The organism is Vibrio agarivorans (assembly GCF_030409635.1).
GTDB classification, from domain to species: Bacteria; Pseudomonadota; Gammaproteobacteria; order Enterobacterales; family Vibrionaceae; genus Vibrio; species Vibrio agarivorans.
Genome location: NZ_JAUFQF010000002.1, coordinates 349,919 through 371,691, shown reverse-complemented (window position 1 = coordinate 371,691; position 21,773 = coordinate 349,919). Strand labels below are relative to the sequence as shown.

The window sequence follows — 21,773 nt, the reverse complement described above, 5'->3', positions numbered from 1 at the left end:
ACTAAAAAACGCAGGCCATGACCTGCGTTTCAAAAGTAGTAAGCGCATTGCGCTTTGAACATGACGGACTAGTCTGAGATCAAACGTACAACGAGTGCACCTGGCTCACGCATTGAATCAACATTAAAACTCAACACCTTACCTTCATTTGGAGCACTATAGGTCTCAATCAACTGACCAAAGGCATCATACTGCAACGCCACCACATCACCTGCTTGCACATCGCTAAGCAGTTCAACCTGCGGCAAAACAAAACCACCTTGTCTGGCGCGAACACTGGTAATCGTTTTGCCCTCTTTGCACTCCAACGTTGGAGCACTTGGCTGCCCATCGATAACACCGATGTATTTCAAAATATTCTGCATACCGTCTACTGAGCGGTCAATCAAGCTCTGCTGCGTCACTTTGCCCATACCGACTTCAACGGTGATGCTTGGGACTAAGCTTTGATTCCACGTGGTTTCTAGAACGCCAGCGTCGCCCGGATCATCCAAAATGCAATCAGGATTCATCAAACGCGCCATATGTAACGCTTCTGGCAAACGAAAATCAGCAAAAACATACAGAGGATACACAGCGCCACTGGTTTGCGTGTGCAAATCAATCGCGCAATCGGCGTTTGGTTTAAGTAGCTTGCTCCAAACAGAATCAATCAGGCGATTCGCGGCATCACCTGTCGCATTTCCCGGGAAGAATCGATTTAGGTTACTTGGCGACGCATCAGGATCAGAGCTGTGAAAGTCACGGCTATGGTGCAGCATGCCAGGTAAATTAATCATTGAGACAATCGTAATCGTGCCTTTGATCGTGACGTTCTCGAGTGCACGAATCAGCTGATGAGAAGCCAATACACCATTAAGTTCATCACCGTGAACACCTGCGGTAATCATCACGCGCGGGCCTTCTACTTCGCCTTTGAATACCGTAACAGGAAGCAAATAGTGTTGTGCGATGGCATTAGAGCTCGCTTGAAACCAGAACGGATGTGTACCCGCTTGTAGGTCACGAACATCAAGTTGTTCAATGACCGCTTTTCCTTGAACAATATCGCCTGAGCGAACCGTTGCCATAGTTTTGTTTCTCCAATAAAAAGGGCGAGATAACTCGCCCTAAAAAACAGTGCTAGATGAAAGACTTATGAGAAGCCTAACAGATGCGCAGATACTACCACGATGCTTGATAGCGTGAACAGTAACAAGATGAAACGCCAGCAGAACTTCGCCCAGTTACCCCAATCAATGCGACACACACCCAATGTTGCCATGAGTGACGCCGATGTTGGAACAATAATATTGGTAAAGCCATCACCCAACTGGAATGCGAGTACAGCAACTTGACGAGTCACACCTGCAATGTCAGCGAGTGGAGCAAGCAGAGGCATGGTCAATGCCGCCTGACCTGAACCCGATGTCACGAAGAAGTTGAAGATTGACTGGAATACATACATCAGCCACGCTGCGCCGGCTTCAGGTAGACCACTAATCACACCACCAGCGCTGTTCAAAATCGAGTTAAGTACGCTTGCTTCGTCGGTTGAGCCTCCGCCAAGGATAAGCAAAACACCTTTTGCACAACCAACAAGTAGCGCTGGCGCTAGCATCACACTTGCACCCTCTTTAAATGATGCAGCGATGTCATTAACCGTCATACCGTTAAGACGGAAAACCACACCGATGATACCCGCGACAAAGCCCATGGTAAAAAATTGAGAGGCAATTTCAGGGATATACCAAGCGTGCGCGACAACACCCCAGACTACCCATACTGTTGTAGCAAACACCGTAAAGATAACCAACGTGTCACCAAAGTTCCAACGAGACTCTTGATTGCCAATATCTTGTTTACGGAAATGCGCATCACTGTCGTAACTGTATGATAGCGACGGAGTCGATTTAATACGCGACGCATACATCATAGTGAAGGCGATACCGATAAGTGTGAAGGTCACCCACATCACCATACGCATTTGCATACCAGAAAGTACAGGAACACCCGCGATACCCTGTGCGATTGCCACTGAGAATGGGTTCATCCAAGAGGTCGCAAAGCCAATCTGTGTCGCCACATACGTGACCATTACCGTCGTAATACCGTCATACCCTAAGCGAACCATCAGTGGTGCGATAATAATGGCAAACGCCACCGCTTCTTCGCCCATACCGAAGACTGCGCCCCCCAAAGAGAACAGGAAGAACAGCACTGGAATAAACAGCGACTCGCTGCCTTTGGTCTTATCGATAAGGCGCAAGATACCGTTATCAATCGTCCCCGTGCGCATTACCACACCAAACGCACCGCCGATCACCAGCATAAACATAATCACGCCGATGGCACTGCCCCACTTAGAGCCTGACACTAGGCCTTCAAATGGGAAGTTCATAAGACCGATACCACCGCCAGAGGCAAATAGACCGACTTTATTGTATTGCAGATCACCATTTTCATCGGTCGCATAGCTAAACGATGCTGGGTCGATAACGGTGCGAGTTTTTTCTACACCCTCAGCCATATAAGAGACTTGCTGACTATCAAAATGTCCAGCAGGGACAAAATAAGTCAAAATGCTGGCAAGAATACCAACCACAAAAATCAGAATAAGAGTATCTGGCATTTGCCAGGTTTTATTTTCAGTGGTCACGGGTTGTGACTCGGTGTGTGTTTGCGACATAGCTGTATATTAAGTGCGTTATGGTAGAGTGTTCAAAAGAGCATGAAATGTCATATATTCAGAATAAAAAGTCAACTTTTGTCTCGCAATTACCTTTTTTATCCACCTTATGTTTGATCTCAAGTCAAAATAGCTAGCCATACATTTATGTATAAAATAAAACCCCAAGCTCTCCACCAATGACCAGTGATGCAAACTCTGTGAGTAGACGCACTGAGAACACCTTGAGCAAACAAACAAAACTGTGCTTTAATCGAAGGCAGGTAAGTCGACGCTAGACATTGCCTAGCGTCATTTTTAAAGATTGAAATTTTAGGGAAAAGTTATGAGTAGCGTTTTTGAAATCGTTAGCCAAGCACGTCGTAAAAACAAACTGAAGCGTGAGCTGCTAGACAACGAGAAGAAGATCCGTGACAACCGCAAGCGTGTTGACCTACTAGAAAACTTGATGGATTACATCCGTCCAGACATGTCTACTGATGAAATCATTGTTATCATCAAGAACATGAAAGCTGACTACGAAGATCGCGTTGATGACCACATCATCAAAAGTGCAGAAATTTCTAAAGCACGCCGTGATATCAGCCGCCGTATCCGTGAACTGACGGAAGAAGACAAAGCCGTCGTTCAAGGTAAAAAGTAATTAAAAGCTAAGCCTTCATGAAGGCTTAAAGCATTGAATAAAAGGTCAGCACATGCTGACCTTTTTTGTATTGGTATTTGAACCGTTCTGCTGAATTACGATTTTTCTACACCGATAAATTGATGCCAGTAACGATCGGCGATGGCAATGGCACGATCTCGGTCTCTCAATTCTGTGAAGAGGACTGCCGCCATGGTTTCTATCACTGTGTTCACCATTAAGTGACGCTGCTCGGAAGAAGTGCCAAGTGGACACGGGTAGCTCAAATCTATTTCATCCAATTGACGCTCTTGCCAATAGTATGACTCTACGCCCTCTGGAGAGCTCATCCACACTGTTTGACTCACTTTCGGGTTGTACTCTGACTCACCAGATTGCCCCTTAAATGAAATCACCGCATGCTCCGTCTGCCCTATTTCATGCTCCACTTCTGCATGAAGCTGTTGGAATCCCGGATGAAAACTACCACGCAATCCCAGACGTGCCTTACTCGGGTTAAGCGCTCGCACCACTGTATTAATCGGTGTTCGTAGGCCATAACGCTGCTTCCAACCAATCATCGTCTCCGCTTGAGAAGCAAAATTTGCCAGAGGAAGATAGGCTATGCCCTGCTTTTTCAACAGGAACTTCGCCTGCTTGGCATCTTTTGCCACCTCAATACCGACTTGCGTAAGGTAGTCTTCCACATGTAGGCGATCCATAGAGGGATCTTTGTAGCCGTGCAGCAGCACTTTGTAGCCATTTTCAGACAGAATTTTTGCCGCTAGCAATTGCCAAGGTGGCCCAGCGGCATGGCGTTTTCCGGCATAGCAAGGCCAATCAATATCAGCGCCAATCTCTGGCATACGTGACTGGAATGCACTCACAAAGCCTGCGATCTCTTGCCTGGTTTCATTCTGCACGCGAATCAGCATCATCAACATAGCCATCTGATCATCGCCAACCTGACCATCAAGATACTCATCCATCACTTTACAGGCTTGCTCAAAAGAGAGTGGTTTGCGACCACGCTCACCGCGACCCACCGTTCGGATACACTCTAAAATACTGCTCATAACTCTTCCATGATTAACACGCTTACGGGTAACCTAACATGACTTATCGAGCAGTCCAAAAGAGAATCAACTAAAGCGCGTCTTTCACCACCAATTCCAAGTGAGGGCGTCTTAGCACCTCAAAGCGCATTAGCTCTTCAGAGACGGGCTTTGAAAAGTAATAGCCCTGCAACCACTCACAACCGAGCTCAGTTAGATAGTCAGCTTGAAACTCCGTCTCTACACCCTCTGCGACCAATTTGAGGTTATGGGTTTTCGCCAATGAGTAAATGACTTCAACCATCGACTGTTCGTCACGGGTTTGCTCGTTTAAAATTTCGACAAAACTTTTGTCAATTTTCAACACATCAAACGGATAATGCACAAGCTGATGGAAAGAGGTATAACCCGCCCCGAAATCATCGAGCACTAAACGAAAGCCAAGATCTTTCAGCGCATTCAACGTCTCAAGCCCTTTTTGATCGTTGGGGACAAAAGCTGTTTCAGTCACTTCTAACTCGATACATGAAGTATCGACATTATACTGCTCGAGGAGAGTCGCCACTTGACTCGAAAAGCGCTCATTCGCCAGTTCTAACGCTGAAATATTTATCGAGAAGATAAGCTCTTTATGAGAAGCCGCATGAAACTTACTGATAATAGAAAAGCTGTTACGCAGCACCCATAAATCAATCTCTTCAATTAAGCCGAGTTTTTCTGCCTGAGTCACATACTCTTCCGTCGTAAAATTCATTTGCTCCAGAGAAGGACAGCGCAACAAAATCTCATACCCGCGTGTACGTCGCCCCTTGGCTGCCACAATCGGCATAAACATCAACTTGAAGCTATCGTGAATCAAAGCAGAGATAAGTTCACGTTCAATCGCCTCACATTTTTTCACTTGATGATCAATATCCACATTATAAAATTGATAGTGATTACCTTCTCGCTCCTTGGCAGCGGCTAATGCTTTTTCACCATGGCTTTGCAACGTCTCGATTCCTAACGACTGACTGTAATGGTCAATCTCCACGACGCCAATACTGACCGATACCGACAAATCATGGCCTTCAAAGCGGTAGGATGGATTAAACATGTCTTGAATCGCGTGGATAAGCTGGAGGCTTTGCGAGAAGCCACGTGTTTGACTGATATAAAGGCCAAACTGATCCACCGCAAGCCTTGAAAAGCTAACATGTGCAGACTTGTCAATATAGCCCGTAATCAGTTCACTCACCTTGACAGAGAAGTCGATTAAAAACCGATCAGCGCAGTCATGCCCGTGGTGATCATTAATCCACGTAAAATGGTCGATATCCAAATACACAAGATAGCCAGGCACACTGCCTTGTTGATCCACCACCAAGCGTTTTAGCTCGCTGAAGAAAAACTTGCGGCTGCCTATCCCAGTTAAGTCATCAACCTCCAGTAGCGTACGCATATCTTTGCGCATCGTAATATAGGCATCTCTTAGCTCTTCAATTTCAATACTAGAAGGGTCATCCACACGAGTTTGATCACCGACTTGGCGAGAATAGCGGTTTAATGGGGTGACCACATATCGAGAAACAAGTATGTGGAAAAACAGTACGCTAAATAGGGTAGCGAGAAAGGCTCCCGCAGCAATCTTCGCGGCCAGTTGATCTAATACAGTTGCTAGATAACCCTCATCTATCTCAAGAGAAAAGTTCAGTAGCGGGTCTGTCAAAGACAGACCAACACCAGAGCTTAATCGAAGGGGCTCGTAAGCAGTGTTATCTTCAAAATAATCTGAGACAAACCATTCAGGATGTGGGTGGGGAATATGAGGCCCTAGAGGGTACGCTGATGTGCTGTCCAACTTAGTGTTTATAAGAGTGTTGTCACTAAAGCCAAGCTGATAGCTAAAATGTTCACCAAATGCCTCTCGAAGATCAATCAATAACTCATCAAAGGCTGAAAATGGCTGAATCATAAATAAGATAAAACGATCAGAGACATGGGTGGCAGTCACGATAAGTAGATGCTCATCAACCACAACAATCTTGTGAAAACGCGTTGCTGTTTCGTTTAAGGTCAATTTTGCTTCTGCCAGCAATACTGACACCAGACTTGAACGAATATTCTGGTTGTGCTCAATCACGTTACCTTGCTGATCTACGAACAATAGGGTCATCTCCGAGCTTACGTTGGTCAATGAAACCTCAAGCAATCGTGTGAGATAGTGATAAAGTGACCGAAATGTCCCTTGGTTATCACGATTTAAGTTAGCAAACGCGAGATATTGCTCTCGCTCTAAGGCTAAATCAATGTGGCGATCAATTTGGATAACCTCTATAGGCAGTTGCGACAAAGCGGAAGTAGCTTTTTCTCCCCATTCATTTTCCAACGAAGTAGTGAGCTGCTCTGAGTAAAGCACGTAAGCAGTGATACCTAAAAACAGATAAAACAAGGCGGCGACCGGAACGAATACTTTATGCATCCTTCCAAGTAGCGATGTCTTATTGATGTTACCCAGATATCTTCTCATCAAGCACCTTTAGCGGAAGTTTCTATACAATCAATTCATCTTGATATCTAACAGTAAGTTAGGACACTTATCTCCAATATCCATCGAATAAATATGCAACTCATGGAATTTAAACTAAAAACCGGCGAGACTTCATAAAATTCCTGTATCCCAGCTTTCGACACGTGTCATTTATGAGACAAAAGACTGAACTAAACGACCTATTTTTTATGATACTTAAAATTGCACACTGACAGATTCATCAATAATGTTAAACACTTACAATTTTTTGGTTGAAATGTGAATTAAATCGACAACTGAATGGCACTTTTTGTAACCCGTCACTAGAACACAAGCCGAAAGCACTTTAAGATCATTTCTTTGACTTTGGTTCCAAGTTGGCTATGAATATTCTTGTTTGTGATGACTCTGCTGTAGCAAGAAAATCTATTGTACGTTCGATAGGTGATCAGCCGACGCTCTCTTTGTTTGAAGCAGAGGATGGGCATCAAGCTTTGCAGATTATGCAATGCCACAATATTGATGCCTTATTCCTAGACCTCACCATGCCCGTCATGGATGGCTTTGCCTTACTAGAAGCGTTGCCCGTGAACCCATACCCTACCGACATCATTGTTTTTTCTGCTGACGTGCAAGAACAAGCAAAAACGCGTTGTCGTCAGTTGGGAGCCAAGCACTTTATCTCCAAGCCCTTTTATCAAGCTGAGATCGAGCCAGTTTTTCAAGAGTTGGGGCTGACATTTAACCAGCAATGGCCTAAAGCCGATTCTCAACACAGCCCAGCGCAAAAATTCAAAGAAGTCGCCAATATCGCCCTTGGAAAAGGTGCGGCAATCATGGCAAATCATCTCGACCATTTTATTGAGCTCCCCATTCCTCATGTTGGCTATCTGACCTACTCAGAACTTGCCATGACCATGATGGACGTGCTCAATCAACCCAACTCGACCGCCGTGACACAGCGCTTCGTCGGCGGGGAAATACATGGTGAAGCGTTTGTTTGCTTGCGTGGTAAACACATATTGGATATTGGAAACAAACTGGGATACCGCCCAGAATTCACGCAAACAGCTGAGATTTATCAAAATATCGCCAATCTACTTGTGTCCTCGTTCTTGCTTTCATTAGGCACGATGCTCGACAAAACCTTCTCGTTACGTCAGCCTGCGATTTTATCCAGCTCAGCCTTGCAGCAGATCCAGTCTAAGGACAATGAGCAGCTCTTTGCTATTGAATACACATGCTTAGCGGAAGCCCTTGATTTTGAATGTGAGGTTTTGTTTCTTGTCGACAAACCTTCGGTAGAAGTCATCCTCGGTGTTATGGAGAATATATAGTGTCTGGAATAACGTTAGATATAAAAGAGTTTCACTGGATGACTCAAATTCTCGACACTATGGACGCAGGTCTTGTGGTGCTCGACCTCGATAATAATGTCGTGGTTTGGAATCATTTCATGCAGTCCTATAGCGGGATTCCTTCACAGAGCATCCTTGGCCACAACCTATTTGATAGCTGCCCTGAGCTGCCCAGAGTTTGGCTAGAAGCAAAAATAGCCAACGCGACTATGCTAGAGACGCGTTGCTTTTCTAGCTGGGAGAACCGCCCTTACCTCTTTGCATTTAAGAACTTCTCTCCTGTGTCTCATGGCAATCAATTCATGTACCAAGATGTCGTATTTACTCCCCTAAAATCTTTATGTGGTGGTGTCAGTCATATCGCCATCCAAATTAATGATGTCTCAGAGACGGCACATCATAAGATTTATCTCAATACGACCAACAAGCAATTGTCTGAGCTCAGTCGCAAAGATGGATTAACCAATCTCTTCAATCGTGTCTCATGGGAACAGTCACTACAAAAAGAGTTTGAACGCATGTTGTGTGCAATGCAGCCTTGCTCATTGGTCATGTTTGATATTGACCATTTTAAAAAAATTAATGACACCTTCGGCCACCATGTCGGTGATGAAGTCATCCGTGCCACAGCCAGAACGCTGAAAAAGTCGGTACGAAAAAGTGATGTCTGTGGTCGTTATGGGGGTGAAGAATTTACTGTGTTATTACCCGATACCTGCGCAGAGCAAGCGGAACTGTTTGCAGAGCGGTTGAGGGAGAACATTGAAAATGCCAGTGTTGAGCATGAAGGACAGAAGATTCGCTTCACAATAAGCTTAGGGGTTTGCCAATATCATACTGAATTTAAAACCCATATTGATTGGCTCAACAGTACCGATGAGGCTCTTTATCGCTCGAAAGATGGCGGACGTAACCAAACTCAGGTTTTTTCTTTTGAAGCTGTGTAGTTGAAACGACCTCGATACTGTTCATACGACTCCAATAAATTTGAGCAGCTCACTTTTACGATAGCTTATCTACCCTTTATGGGCATTTTCTCTTATCCTAATTGCCCCTAAAGTACTATTTTCAATCATGCACTCCACACACAAATGACACTCAAGCCCGACCGTACCACTGCGATGCTGCAAATCATCGAGCAGGTGAAAACGACATTGCCACTCTATGATGAAGATACCTTTGTCTGTAGCCCTGATAATTCGTGTATTGGATGCCCGAAAAAACTCATGGAGTTAGTGGAATCTGAAGTATCTTATTGGGAGAGTGCGCTGCAACGTGGTATTACGCCACAATTTGATGAAATTCGCCGCTTTGGCAAGCTTTGTAACAACGTGAGACGAGGCCTCATACGCAATAATATCCCATTGCTGGACTGACGCAATATCGAGCACGAGATACTCACATCACTAGTGGATAATCCCCTTGTCGATAGCGTATTTCGCCAACTCGGCCGTTGAGTGTAAATCTAACTTATGCTTAATGTTTTGTCGGTGCGTTTCGACCGTGCGGTAACTGATACCTAGCAGAGCGGCAACCTTCTTACTACTGTGTCCCTCGGCAACCAATTTCAGTACGGACTCCTCCCTGCGGCTAAGCGGGTTGGGCTTTTGCTCTGAGGGTACGACTTCTTGTGTGAACAAGGTTTGCGTCACTGATTCACAGAAATAGGTTGAACCTTGGTTCACGGTCTTGATTGCTTGCACCATTTTGTTGGCACAAATTTCTTTGAGCATATAGCCCACAGCCCCAGCTTGCATCACTTTCATTATGTATTCGCGGTTATCATGCATGGTAAGCATCAGCACTTTCACTTGTGGGTACTCTTCACATATCAGCCGTGTTGCATCGATGCCATTCATGATCGGCATACTGACATCCATCAGCACCACATCAGGCAACAACTGTCCCACAATTTCAACCGCCTCTAAGCCATTACTCGCCGTACCAACGACCTCAATCTCTGGCTCTTGAACCAGTCGCGCCATAAAGCCGTCAAGCACCACTTGATGATCATCCACCATGATTACGGATATCTTTTCGCTCATTGTCTATTCATCCACACTAATTAACACGGCTATTTCTGTTCCTAAGCCCACTTCACTCATGAGCTCAAACTCGCCCCCAATAAACTCAACCCGCTCGCGCATATTCCGCAGTCCAATACCACCACGTGATAAGGCTGTCTTGGTATGAAAGCCGACACCATCATCTCTTACCATCAATTGTAGATGACGGCCGACGGTTTGAAGCAGCACAGTGACCTTCTCTGCACCAGAGTGCTTTTCAACATTGTTTAAAGACTCCTGCACAACACGATAGAGAGTGGTACTAATATCAGAGGGGAGCTTGAGCGACTGCGTATCGAAATGGACATCAATCTCCATTCCAGAATGTGATTTAAAATCCTGAAGCAATGTGGTTAATGCCGCCTCTAGGCCAATATCATCAAGGGCACTTGGTCGCAGTTGGTGGGAAATGTGTCTCACCTCATTAATCGCCATTAATAGTGAGTGTTGTGATTTATCGAGATGAGCACGCAATCTCTCATCTTCCACTCTGTCTTTCAGTAACTCTAAGTGGCATTTACTCGAGACCAACAATTGATTGATCCCATCATGTAACTCTCTAGCGAGGTGTTTCTTCTCGTCCTCTTGGAACATCACGGTTTTATGTGCAAGCTCTTTTAAGTTTTTATCGGCTAATCGATGCTCGTGTAAATTAATCGCCAACGTTAAGACGATGATCACGGCGACTGTGACGATCAAAATCACCATCACTGAAAAAAAGGTGGTTTCGATATTACGATTGATCGCGGCGTGCATATTGTCGACTTCTTGACTGATATCTTCGATGTAGAGGCCAGTCCCTATCATCCAGCCCCACTTGTCCAGCCAAGCGGCATAGCTCAACTTAGGGACAATCTCGCCACTCGATGGCTTTTGCCATAGATATTGATGAAACCCGCCTCCAGCTTTGGCTTGAAACAATAAGGTTTCAATCAGGTAGTCACCATTACTATCTTTCAGGTCAAGTAAGTTTTGTCCGACGAGTTCCGGCATGATGGGATGCACCAGATTGACGCCGTTCTCATCATAAGCAAAAAAATAGCCATCAGAGCCATAACGCAGTTTGGTTAATATGGTGCGTACTTCATCTTTCGCTTCGGCTTCATTGAGGTCTTCATCCATATAGACATGTCGAATCGCATCGAAGGCTAAATCGACACTGTCTTTTAACGCACTTTCCCGAGATTTGATGAGGCTATCGCGAAAAATTTCGACCTCTTTTTGGCCTAAACTTTTGGCTTGGTGAATAGAGATCCAACTGACGCTCAATGTCACTAAGACAAGAGGTAACAACGTTAGGAATATCAGTTTCACTTTTAACGGCATGCGGATTCCTCAAACTAAAACTGCCCTAATGATAAGGGCAGTTTAAACGTAGCAACGATTTTAAAATCATGAGGTTACGAAGGTCATACTTTGAACAATTGATTGTCTCTTCAGCACATTCAGTCCACTGAATACGCTCTACGTTTAATTTCTATATTCCATGCCAATGGTTCGCTACTACTCACCCATGCCATACATCTCAGGAAAAACAAGCAGTGATGCCAACACGACTATCTGAATTAATATAAACGGTAACACACCTCGATAGATGTCTTGTGTTGTGACACTATTGGGGGCAACACCTTTTAGGTAGAACAAACTAAATCCAAATGGCGGTGTTAGGAATGAGGTTTGCAGGTTCATCGCAATCAGTATGGCAAACCAGGTCATGTTCAACCCAAGTAGCTCTGCGACGGGTGAGATAATCGGTACGATGATGAAACAGATCTCAACGAAGTCGATGAAAAAGCCCAGTATGAGAATCACCAACATTGTGATGATTAAGAAGCCCCACTTTTCTCCTGGTAGCTGTAACATCCATTCTTCGACTAAGTAGTCACCTCCCGTATAAGTAAACGCCATCGAAAAGGCAGTTGCACCGAGCAAAATTGCAAACACCATCGCAGTCACTTTCACGGTCTCTTTGGCAGCCTCATACACCATTCGCCAACTAAATTGACGATAAAGCAGAGCGAGTATCAGCGCGCCAGCGCCACCAAGAGCGGCTGACTCGGTTGGCGTCGCAATACCCGCAAAGATAGAGCCCAAGACCAAAACAATAAGCACCAATGGTGGTACGACCGCTTTCAGGGCGTTAAACACCTCTTGTTTACGACTTATTGTGTCTTCACGCTCGATAGCTTGTGCTGACTCGGGATGCAACTTTGCATAAATCAGAATGTAAATGACATACGCAGCCACTAGAGCAAGCCCAGGCCACACGGCTGCTTGGAACAAGTCACCGACCGGCACACCCAGTACATCGCCGAGCAAAATGAGAACAATCGAAGGTGGAATGATTTGCCCAAGTGTACCTGACGCGCAAATTGTGCCGCAGGCGAGCCCTTTGTCGTAGTTGTATTTCAGCATCACAGGCAATGATATCAAGCCCATCGCTACCACTGATGCCCCAACTACCCCTGTCGATGCAGCCAATAGCGCACCCACTAAGACTGTTGAAACGGCGATACCACCGCGTACACCGCCGAATAAACGTCCCATTGATTCAAGCAGCTGCTCGGCGAGCTTGGTTTTCTGCAAGACCAATCCCATAAACACAAACAGCGGCACCGCCATAAGCACGGTATTTTCCATGATGGATTGAATGCGGTAAGGCATGAAAGCAAACATCTCCATCCCTTCCGCCCAAACGCCAAAAATCAGCGCAATACCGCCAAAAGTGAAAGCGACGGGGAACCCGAGAAGCAGCGCAAACAACGCCACGAAAAACATTACTATACCTATCATCTCGTGTGTCCTTACTGCTTACCAGAATGTGTGCTGTTGTAAATTAAATGAGGGTTAACAATTTTATTAAGAGAGTGAATGACCAGCCCTACTCCACTGATGGCCATAAACAGGAAGGACAAAGGGATCATAGCTTTGATGATCCAGCGATAAGGTAAGCCGCCGGGATCGCCCGAGGTTTCGCCTAAGGCATAACTTTCCTTGGCAAAATCGACGCCATACCAAGCAACAAGAAGGCAAAAAGGAAATAAGAAGACCAATGTACCCAGAATATCGATCACGGCTTGTGCTTTGTGAGAGAGGCGCTCATAGAATATGTCGACCCTAACGTGTCCACCCGCCTTGATTGCAAAAGGCACACCGAGCAAAAACACAGACGAGAATAAGTGCCACTCCATCTCCTGAAACGCGATAGAGACATCGTTAAACACATACCTCATCACCACGTCATAGGTCACGTTTGCCAAAAGGATGATAAACAGAATACTGGCGAGCCAACCTAGAACATCGCCAAAGCGATTAAAGGCTCTTTCTATATAGATAAGACTTCTCATTCCAGGCTCCATGGAATTTTGAATCGCGCCACGCAAGACTATTGGTGGCGCTTTTTAGTAGAGTATTAATAAAAATTAGGTTTCTTGGGCTTCTCAGCGGCAAACGCCGCTGATTGGCAAGTTGGCTATTTTATTTTTCTGCTTCTGCTTGTCCGTTGAGATAAGCGCGATGCGAAATGTTAGACCAAGGACGCACTTGTTCAAGATACGCAGCTTGTGAGTCTTGAATCTCTTTCGTGAGCGCATCTTTTTCAGCATGCTCTTTAAGCAAGCGATCATTGGCTTCACGCAGCGCTGCCATGACCTCTGGTGGGAAGTCTTTCACCTGAACATTTGGGTATTCAGTTTTAATCGTTGCCCAGTTCTTACCACTTTCATGCTTGGATTGAGTGTACATATCGTATGCCGCGGTTTTCATCGCTACTTGCAAAATAGCCTTCAAGTCATCAGGCAGCTTTTCCCAGGTACGCTTGTTAACGAGGAACTGAAGCTCTGTTGCTGGCTCATGCCAACCGGTGTAGTAATAAGGGGCAATTTTGTGAAAGCCCATACGAAGATCTAAAGATGGTCCTACCCACTCAAGCGCATCAATCGTGCGGCGCTCAAGCGAAGTATATAACTCACCCGGGGCGATATTTGTCGGTTTTGCGCCCAGCTCTGCAAGCACTTCGCCGGCGAAACCGGGGATACGCATTTTCAGGCCTTGAAGGTCTTCGACCGAGTTAATCTCTTTTTGAAACCAGCCACCCATCTGCACATCCGTATTACCACCTGGGAAAGAGAGCAGATTATGTGGAGAATAAACTTGTTCCATCAACTCCATACCGCCACCGTAGTAAAACCAAGCGTACTGCTCGACTGGAAGCATGCCAAAAGGCATCGAGGTGAAATAAAGTGTATTTGGGACTTTGCCTTTCCAGTAATACGACGCAGAGTGCCCCATATCGTATTGACCAGACTTCACCATATCAAACACACCAAACGGCGCTTTGTGTTTGTTGGATGAATCAATACGGATTTGCAGGCGTCCACCCGACATCTCTTCTGCCATTTTCGCCATATTTTTTGTGGTATCACCAAAGACAGGGAAGTTCGGGCCCCATGTTTCTGCGAGCTTCAAGCGATAAACTTTGTCTGCCGCCACTGCCGACACTGAGCCTAGAGTACACACGGCAGCAACCACTACACCTGTGACTGCTCGTTTTACTGATTGATGGATAAAACTCATGTTCTCGTCCTTTTTGTTCTTCCATTGCAAACGCACCAAAACCATCGAGTGCGATTTCGTCCCTATAAAGATGCGTAACATTTAGGAAATATGAAATAGGCGTGAACACGCAGAATAGGGGGGCGAGCTGTGTGTGATTAGACTTAGGTATTAAGTAGAACTACGTAAGCTTGTTGCTAGCAAAAAGATAACTTATTGAATTATTTATATCTGGATAAAAGGATCTTTGAAGTGGAAAGATAAAACTACGTAATAAGTATCACCATCACAAAAATAACATGTCGATAGCAAAACAGGCTGAGAAGGCCAGAGAAGAGCTTGGGAGAATGAGGGGCAATAAAAAAGGAGAGCCTAAGCCCTCCTTCTTCTTAAACCTGAATAACTGACTCTAATTAAAGAGCAGCTTTCGCTTTTTCAACTAGAACAGCAAATGCTGCTTTGTCGAATACCGCGATGTCAGCAAGAATCTTACGATCGATCTCGATAGATGCTTTCTTAAGACCGTTGATGAAACGGCTGTAAGATAGACCATTTTGACGAGAAGCAGCGTTGATACGTGCAATCCACAGTTGACGGAATTGACGTTTCTTGTTGCGACGGTCACGGTAAGCGTATTGACCAGCTTTAGTAACTGCTTGGAAAGCTACGCGGTAAACACGTGAACGTGCACCGTAGTAACCTTTAGCTTGTTTTAGAACTTTCTTATGACGTGCACGAGCTTGTACACCACGTTTTACGCGAGGCATTATGTCTCTCCTAAACTAAACGATTGATAAACTAAAAAGAATTAAGCGTATGGCATCATACGAACAACTGCAGCCACTTCACACTTAGGAAGGATTGCGTTTGGACGTAGTTGACGCTTGTTCTTAGTAGTACGCTTAGTCAGAATGTGACGTTTTGTAGCGTGCTTGTACTTAATACCACCAGCAGTTTTCTTAAAACGCTTAGCAGCACCTTTGTTGGTTTTCATCTTAGGCATGATGAATAACTCCGCATTGTTGAGTTGATTAACAATAGTAATTAGGGCGAATAAAACCCTGCCGCTTTACCCTTCTTTAAAAAGGAGCGCAGCAAGGTTCAATTACTTGTAAAGCCGTTAATTACTTCTTTTTAGGGGCCAGCACCATGATCATCTGACGACCTTCAATTCTCGTTGGGAAAGATTCAACAACAGCTAAATCTACTGTGTCCTCTTTCAAACGATTTAGAACGTCAACACCGATCTCTTGGTGAGCCATTTCGCGGCCACGGAAGCGAATTGTTACCTTCACTTTGTTGCCGTCTTCAAGGAAACGCGTCAGGTTGCGTAGTTTTACCTGATAGTCTCCAATGTCAGTTCCAGGACGGAATTTTACTTCCTTAATCTGGATCTGCTTTTGCTTCTTCTTCTGCTCTTTAGCAGCTTTGCTCTTCTCGAAGAGGAACTTACCATAGTCCATCACACGACAAACAGGTGGCTCGGCGTTAGGGCTGATCTCTACGAGATCCATACCAGCTTCATCAGCAGCAGCAAGTGCCTCTTGGATCGATACGATACCTACAGGTTCACCGTCAGCGCCTGTTAAGCGAACTTCACGAACGCCACGAATTTCACCGTTCATACGGTGCTGGTTTTGTTTGGCCGGTTGTTGGCCACGTCTTCCGCCTTTAATAGCTTATTCCTCCAGATTGAGCCTACGGGTAGAAACGTCGGTGCGGATGTATTCAATAAAGTCATCCACTTTAAATTTACCGAGGTCTTTACCTTTACGTGTACGTACTGCGATTTCGCCGGCTTCCATTTCTTGGTCACCACAAACCAACATGTACGGGACACGCTTCAAAGTGTGTTCGCGGATTTTAAAGCCAATCTTCTCATTTCTCAAGTCCGCTTTTGCTCTAATTCCACATTTTTGTAGTTTTTGTGCAACTTCTTGAACATAATCAGACTGTTTATCAGTGATATTCATGATCACTGCTTGCTCAGGAGAAAGCCATGTCGGGAAGAAGCCGTAGTATTCTTCAATAAGAATACCGATGAAACGCTCAAGCGAACCAAGAATTGCACGGTGAATCATTACCGGCACTTGACGCTCGTTGTTTTCATCCACGTAAGTCGCACCAAGACGACCTGGTAAGTTGAAGTCTAGCTGAACTGTACCACATTGCCATGCACGATCGAGACAATCGTAAAGAGTGAACTCAATCTTAGGGCCATAGAACGCACCTTCGCCTTCTTGGATTTCGTAAGGAATATCCATTGACTCTAGTGACAGTTTCAATGCTTCTTCTGATTGATCCCAGATCTCATCAGAACCTACACGCTTTTCAGGGCGAGTAGACAGTTTCACAACAATGTTGTCGAAACCAAATGTTTGGTAAGTATCGTAAACCATCTTGATACAGCCAGTCACTTCCTCTTGGATTTGACTCTCTGTACAGAAGATGTGTGCATCATCTTGAGTGAAGCCACGTACACGCATGATACCGTGTAGCGCACCTGATGGCTCGTTACGGTGACATGAACCAAACTCAGCCATACGCAATGGCAGATCACGGTAAGATTTCAAACCTTGGTTAAAGATTTGAACGTGACCCGGACAGTTCATTGGCTTGATTGCGTATTCACGGTTCTCAGAAGATGTCGTGAACATCGCATCTGCATACTTATCCCAGTGACCAGAGCGTTCCCAAAGAACGCGGTCCATCATTAATGGGCCTTTTACTTCTTGGTAGTCGTATTCAGTTAGCTTTTCACGCACGAATACTTCAAGGTCACGGAAGATAGACCAACCATTGTGGTGCCAGAACACCATACCTGGTGCTTCTTGCTGCATATGGAATAGGTCTAGCTGTTTACCGATTTTACGGTGGTCACGCTTCGCCGCTTCTTCAAGACGCACAAGGTGTGCCTTAAGTGCTTTCTTATCGTGGAACGCTGTGCCGTAGATACGCTGAAGCATCTTGTTATCACTGTTGCCGCGCCAGTATGCACCAGCAACGTTTAGCAGCGTAAAGTGCTGACAGAAGCTCATGTTCGGTACGTGAGGGCCACGACACATATCAATGTATTCTTCGTGATGGTAAAGACCTGGACGATCGTCACGAGCAACGTTCTCATCCAAGATTTCCATCTTGTAAGTTTCACCGCGTGCTTCAAATGCATCACGTGCTTCCTGCCAACTTACTTTCTTCTTGATAACTTGGTACTTGGTTTTCGCTAGCTCTTTCATGCGCTTTTCGATCTTCTCTAGATCTTCTTGCGTGAGAGAGTGCTCTAGATCGATATCGTAGTAAAAACCGTTGTCGATCGTAGGCCCGATAGCCATCTTAGCTTCAGGGAATAGCTGCTTAATCGCATGACCAAGCAAGTGAGCACAAGAGTGACGAACAATTTCTAGACCGTCGACATCATCTTTGTTGGTGATGATTTCAAGCGATGCATCGTTTTCGATCAGATCGCAAGCGTCAACGCGCTCACCATCAACACGACCAGCAATGGTTGCTTTCGCAAGACCAGGGCCAATATCAGCAGCGACTTCTAGAGTTGTAACAGGGTTATCGAATTGACGTTGACTACCGTCAGGAAGAGTAATAATAGGCATGAAAAATCCTTTACAGTGGTGTTGCATACCAAGCAACACGTGCATTCATCGATATAAAAATAGGGAGAGATATCTCTCTGCGATGCAACCATCAATTACCGATGATGGTTTACAAGTAAGGGAAGAATTCTAACTGATATCACAAAAATAACAACCGAAGTGACGCCACTCACGCTTGAAAAGCGATGAAGAAATAGTGACAGTCGCTGATATTCATGCATTCACATGCGCTTTAATGGCTTAACCACGCTATCTAACCCTTCAATTTTCAAAGCTAAACACAGTTTTAGTAAATCCCCTAACTCCCCGTTGGGCCAACCCTTCTTATCAAACCACAACAAATACTCCTCAGGGAGGTCGATCAAGACACGTCCGGCGAATTTACCATAGGGCATCTGCATGCGTGCAAGCTTAATTAGATTCTCTTTTTCTAGCATAACCGGTGGAATGTGCGTTTAAGTGTGATGCCGGGATTCTAGCACACATTGTTTTTCTATAGAGCGGGTAAATGACCTGTGTTAAGGTGCGCGGCACTATCACAAACGCTGAAGATTACTATGCCATTTTCAAGCCTTGGGTTACGCCCTGAACTGACTGCTGCACTGCAACGCCGCTTCTCTGTCCCGACAGAAATTCAAACTCTAAGTGTCCCTGCTGCACTTGGCAATCAAGATATTTTCGCATTGGCTCAGACCGGCAGTGGTAAGACTCTGGCGTTTGGTTTGCCACTGATTGAAAAAGCGCTCAATCAGCCGGAGCTGACTTCATCAATTGTGCTTACGCCTACGCGAGAGCTCGCTGGGCAAATTACTCACTCAATTAACGCGATAGCAAGTGACGCAGCCATCGAAAATGAAGCCGGTACTACATGCCTAACGTTGACTGGCGGCTGTGATATCGACGAGCAACTAGAACAATTGCGCAGCAAGCCCAATATTGTTGTAGCGACTCCAGGTCGTCTGCTTGAGCTTATGACGGCACACGATATAGCGTTTGAGACATTACAGAGTGTTGTTCTCGATGAAGCCGATAGAATGTTGGATATGGGGTTCTGGCCTGATGTCAGTAAACTCCTCACTCTACTGCCTAGCAAACGACAAGTGATGATGTTCTCTGCTACGTTCTCGCAAGAACTCGAACAGAAGGCGCAGCACTTCTTGTTTGAGCCACAGCGTATTCAAGCACAAGCTATCGAAGATGACGTGAGTGAGCGAATTAATGAATCCCTTTACCTAGTCAACAAGGGCAGCAAAGCGAATGTGTTGATCGCGCAGCTACAATTACATAAGAGTAAACAAACCCTTGTTTTTGTAGGTGCCAAAGACAACGCAGATGCCATTTGCAAAAAACTCAACAAAGCGGGTATCCCCTCTGCTGCATTGCATGGCAATAAAGATCAATCTGAACGTGAAAATACGCTGACCAAGTTTAAAAGTGGTGAGATACAAGCACTCATCTCTACAGATCTACTTGCGCGTGGCATTCATATCGAAAGTTTGCCTCTAGTGATTAACTTTGATTTGCCAAGCGATCCAAAAACCTACACCCACCGCGTCGGACGAACAGCCAGAGCTGGGCAGAATGGCTCCGCTATCTCGCTGGTTTGTCATGGTGAAACCGCCTATTTGGAGGCGATACGAACTCATACTGGGCGAGAGCTGCCCCTTGCTGAACTTGAAGGCTTCCCTGTGACAGACAAGCCGTCAAGTGGCAACAGTAAGCGTGCCCCGAGAGACAAGCAAGCTAACAGACGTACCAACAAGAAAACCAGTATTAAACAATTTCGCGGCAAACCTCGAGGGAAGAAGCCTCAGTAGTTAGGTTCAAATAACCCATCGCGACAACCTGTCATTTTAAAGCAAAAAGGCGACCCGAAGGTCGCCTTTAAATCATCTCTATGATGAACAGGTTAGAACAACGAAGCAAATAGCTTCTTAACCCAATCAAGCAGACGCTTAAAGATGCTGCCCTCTTCTACTGGCTCTTGGGCAACGAGGCTTGCTTCCGCAATTACTTCGTCTTCCAGTTTGTACATCACCTGACCGACAACCGCACCTTGTGCAATTGGCGCAGACAAGTCTGGCTGCATCTCAACCACTGCACTTAGTTTAGCGATATCGCCTTTTGGCATAGTTAAGTAAAGTGGCTCTGCAAGACCGACACTTACATTGTCTTTGTCGCCCATCCACACGCGAGGTTGTGCAATTGGCTCACCGACTTTGTTGGGCTCAATGGTATCGAAGAAACGGAAACCGTAACTCAGAAGCTGCTTGCTCTCTGACTCACGAGCTTTCGGGCTAGTCGAACCCATCACAACAGCAATTAGACGCATGTCACCTTGAGTTGCCGAACTGGCTAAACTATAGCCTGCTCCTGATGTGTAACCTGTTTTCATACCATCAACGTTAATACTGCGATCACGCAACAAGCCATTGCGGTTATATTGAGTAATTCCGTTGTATTGGAAGCTACGCTCGCTGTATAGCGGGTAAATCTCTGGCAGGTCGCGAATAATCGCCTGACCTAACTTCGCTATATCATAAGGCGTCGAGTAAAGGTTTTCGCTATCAAGGCCATGCGGGTTAGCAAACGAAGTATTAGCAAGCCCTAGGCGATCTGCCCAAGAATTCATCAGCATCACAAACGCATCAGCACTGCCAGCCACGTGCTCAGCGATAGCCACACTCGCATCGTTACCTGATTGCACGATAAGTCCGCGGTACAAGTCCATCATGTTGACGCGTGTGCCGACTTCGATAAACATCTTCGATGAGTCTGGGAATTTTTTCGCCCACGCATTCTCACTAATTAGCACACTATCATCCGCACTAATGTTCCCTGCATTCATCTCTTGACCTGCGACATACGCTGTCATGAGTTTAGTCAAGCTTGCCGGGTTGAGTGGCGTATTGGCATTTTTCTCAACAATTACCTCACCAGACTTGTAGTCCATCAATACATAGCCTTTAGCACCAAGTGCAGGGGCGTTAGGAACAACAGTGGGTGCGGCAAAAGCCAAAGAGGTAAAGCATAAACCGATCGCTGAGGCAATCTTAATGAGTTTCACTACGAGCTAGCTCCATTAAAAAAATATAAATCATGGTAGTCTTGTTACTCACATCCACTCTGAGAAACAAGTGTAAAACGACTGAAACAGTTAGGGTCGCAAAGTTCCATTACGTTCCGCAGATTCTGTAACCAATCGTGTCAGATACAACCATAATTAAGCATTCCAAGTTCGCTATAGCCTACAACGCTATTCGGTGAATAACAATTGCCAAGCTACGTTCTGACAAGTCTTTACACAGGTTTTGCGCTTCTGACCAAAAAGCG

General features: G+C 45.4%; 20 protein-coding genes. 5 read left to right on the top strand and 15 right to left on the bottom strand.

Annotation, left to right across the window (positions count from 1 at the left end):
* Positions 1 to 68 precede the first annotated feature (68 nt).
* Together QWZ05_RS07125 and yfcC are read right to left on the bottom strand one after the other, a co-directional pair.
* Positions 69 to 1,070: a succinylglutamate desuccinylase/aspartoacylase family protein gene (locus tag QWZ05_RS07125; protein WP_290297551.1), complete on the bottom strand. Its 1,002-nt coding sequence runs from the start codon at positions 1,068 to 1,070 to the stop codon at positions 69 to 71.
* Positions 1,071 to 1,135: 65 nt separating this feature from the next.
* Positions 1,136 to 2,611, bottom strand: coding sequence for a putative basic amino acid antiporter YfcC (gene yfcC / locus QWZ05_RS07120; protein ID WP_290297655.1), 1,476 nt, complete (start codon positions 2,609 to 2,611; stop codon positions 1,136 to 1,138).
* 382 nt (positions 2,612 to 2,993) lie between these two features.
* On the opposite strand from yfcC, the gene QWZ05_RS07115 reads away from it, so the two are divergent.
* The gene (locus QWZ05_RS07115; protein WP_264876917.1) at positions 2,994 to 3,311 is read left to right on the top strand and encodes a DUF496 family protein; all 318 of its coding nucleotides are present in this window, start codon (positions 2,994 to 2,996) and stop codon (positions 3,309 to 3,311) included.
* 95 nt (positions 3,312 to 3,406) lie between these two features.
* Here the strand turns inward: QWZ05_RS07115 and QWZ05_RS07110 are convergent, their stop codons facing one another.
* Entirely contained in the window at positions 3,407 to 4,366 is a 960-nt protein-coding gene (locus tag QWZ05_RS07110) for a glycosyl transferase family protein (protein ID WP_290297548.1), read from the bottom strand.
* 70 nt (positions 4,367 to 4,436) lie between these two features.
* A complete protein-coding gene (locus tag QWZ05_RS07105) occupies positions 4,437 to 6,854 on the bottom strand; it encodes a putative bifunctional diguanylate cyclase/phosphodiesterase (RefSeq protein ID WP_264876919.1) in 2,418 nt (805 codons plus the stop codon).
* Between the two features lie 383 nt (positions 6,855 to 7,237).
* On the opposite strand from QWZ05_RS07105, the gene QWZ05_RS07100 reads away from it, so the two are divergent.
* The 3 genes from QWZ05_RS07100 to QWZ05_RS07090 all read left to right on the top strand — a co-directional run bounded on the left by QWZ05_RS07100 (position 7,238) and on the right by QWZ05_RS07090 (position 9,588).
* Positions 7,238 to 8,191 (top strand): response regulator, encoded by a 954-nt coding sequence (locus QWZ05_RS07100; RefSeq protein ID WP_264876920.1) that lies wholly within the window; start codon positions 7,238 to 7,240, stop codon positions 8,189 to 8,191.
* Positions 8,191 to 9,159: a GGDEF domain-containing protein gene (locus tag QWZ05_RS07095; protein ID WP_264876921.1), complete on the top strand. Its 969-nt coding sequence runs from the start codon at positions 8,191 to 8,193 to the stop codon at positions 9,157 to 9,159. Before QWZ05_RS07100 ends, QWZ05_RS07095 begins: the two co-directional genes overlap by 1 nt.
* A gap of 144 nt (positions 9,160 to 9,303) precedes the next feature.
* Positions 9,304 to 9,588 carry a hypothetical protein gene (locus QWZ05_RS07090; RefSeq protein ID WP_264876922.1) on the top strand — a complete coding sequence of 95 codons (285 nt, stop codon included), beginning with the start codon at positions 9,304 to 9,306 and terminating at the stop codon, positions 9,586 to 9,588.
* Between the two features lie 30 nt (positions 9,589 to 9,618).
* On the opposite strand, the gene QWZ05_RS07085 is transcribed toward QWZ05_RS07090, so the two are convergent.
* The 10 genes from QWZ05_RS07085 to QWZ05_RS07040 all read right to left on the bottom strand — a co-directional run bounded on the left by QWZ05_RS07085 (position 9,619) and on the right by QWZ05_RS07040 (position 18,877).
* Positions 9,619 to 10,257 (bottom strand): response regulator, encoded by a 639-nt coding sequence (locus tag QWZ05_RS07085; RefSeq protein ID WP_290297543.1) that lies wholly within the window; start codon positions 10,255 to 10,257, stop codon positions 9,619 to 9,621.
* Between the two features lie 3 nt (positions 10,258 to 10,260).
* On the bottom strand, positions 10,261 to 11,604 hold the full coding sequence (locus QWZ05_RS07080; RefSeq protein WP_264876924.1) for a cache domain-containing protein: 1,344 nt from the start codon (positions 11,602 to 11,604) through the stop codon (positions 10,261 to 10,263).
* Between the two features lie 177 nt (positions 11,605 to 11,781).
* Positions 11,782 to 13,071, bottom strand: a complete 1,290-nt coding sequence (locus QWZ05_RS07075) for a TRAP transporter large permease (protein WP_290297542.1) — start codon at positions 13,069 to 13,071, stop codon at positions 11,782 to 11,784.
* Positions 13,072 to 13,082: 11 nt separating this feature from the next.
* Positions 13,083 to 13,625 carry a TRAP transporter small permease subunit gene (locus QWZ05_RS07070; protein WP_264876926.1) on the bottom strand — a complete coding sequence of 181 codons (543 nt, stop codon included), beginning with the start codon at positions 13,623 to 13,625 and terminating at the stop codon, positions 13,083 to 13,085.
* A gap of 130 nt (positions 13,626 to 13,755) precedes the next feature.
* The gene (locus QWZ05_RS07065; protein ID WP_264876927.1) at positions 13,756 to 14,853 is read right to left on the bottom strand and encodes a TRAP transporter substrate-binding protein; all 1,098 of its coding nucleotides are present in this window, start codon (positions 14,851 to 14,853) and stop codon (positions 13,756 to 13,758) included.
* A 392-nt stretch (positions 14,854 to 15,245) separates the two neighbouring features.
* Positions 15,246 to 15,599 (bottom strand): 50S ribosomal protein L20, encoded by a 354-nt coding sequence (rplT, locus tag QWZ05_RS07060; protein WP_004401084.1) that lies wholly within the window; start codon positions 15,597 to 15,599, stop codon positions 15,246 to 15,248.
* Between the two features lie 41 nt (positions 15,600 to 15,640).
* A complete protein-coding gene (rpmI, locus tag QWZ05_RS07055; protein WP_004401085.1) occupies positions 15,641 to 15,835 on the bottom strand; it encodes a 50S ribosomal protein L35 in 195 nt (64 codons plus the stop codon).
* A 121-nt stretch (positions 15,836 to 15,956) separates the two neighbouring features.
* Positions 15,957 to 16,508: a translation initiation factor IF-3 gene (gene infC, locus QWZ05_RS07050; RefSeq protein WP_164651185.1), complete on the bottom strand. Its 552-nt coding sequence runs from the start codon at positions 16,506 to 16,508 to the stop codon at positions 15,957 to 15,959.
* A 3-nt stretch (positions 16,509 to 16,511) separates the two neighbouring features.
* Positions 16,512 to 18,440 carry a threonine--tRNA ligase gene (thrS, locus tag QWZ05_RS07045; protein WP_264876928.1) on the bottom strand — a complete coding sequence of 643 codons (1,929 nt, stop codon included), beginning with the start codon at positions 18,438 to 18,440 and terminating at the stop codon, positions 16,512 to 16,514.
* 221 nt (positions 18,441 to 18,661) lie between these two features.
* Complete coding sequence (locus QWZ05_RS07040; protein ID WP_264876962.1) at positions 18,662 to 18,877, bottom strand: DUF3820 family protein; 216 nt, start codon at positions 18,875 to 18,877, stop codon at positions 18,662 to 18,664.
* A 120-nt stretch (positions 18,878 to 18,997) separates the two neighbouring features.
* Here QWZ05_RS07040 and QWZ05_RS07035 point away from each other — a divergent pair, with 120 nt between their 5' ends.
* Positions 18,998 to 20,257, top strand: coding sequence for a DEAD/DEAH box helicase (locus QWZ05_RS07035; RefSeq protein WP_290297535.1), 1,260 nt, complete (start codon positions 18,998 to 19,000; stop codon positions 20,255 to 20,257).
* Positions 20,258 to 20,349: 92 nt separating this feature from the next.
* Here QWZ05_RS07035 and QWZ05_RS07030 read toward each other — a convergent pair whose 3' ends face one another.
* A complete protein-coding gene (locus QWZ05_RS07030; protein WP_290297534.1) occupies positions 20,350 to 21,507 on the bottom strand; it encodes a D-alanyl-D-alanine carboxypeptidase family protein in 1,158 nt (385 codons plus the stop codon).
* Between the last annotated feature and the right edge of the window lie 266 nt (positions 21,508 to 21,773).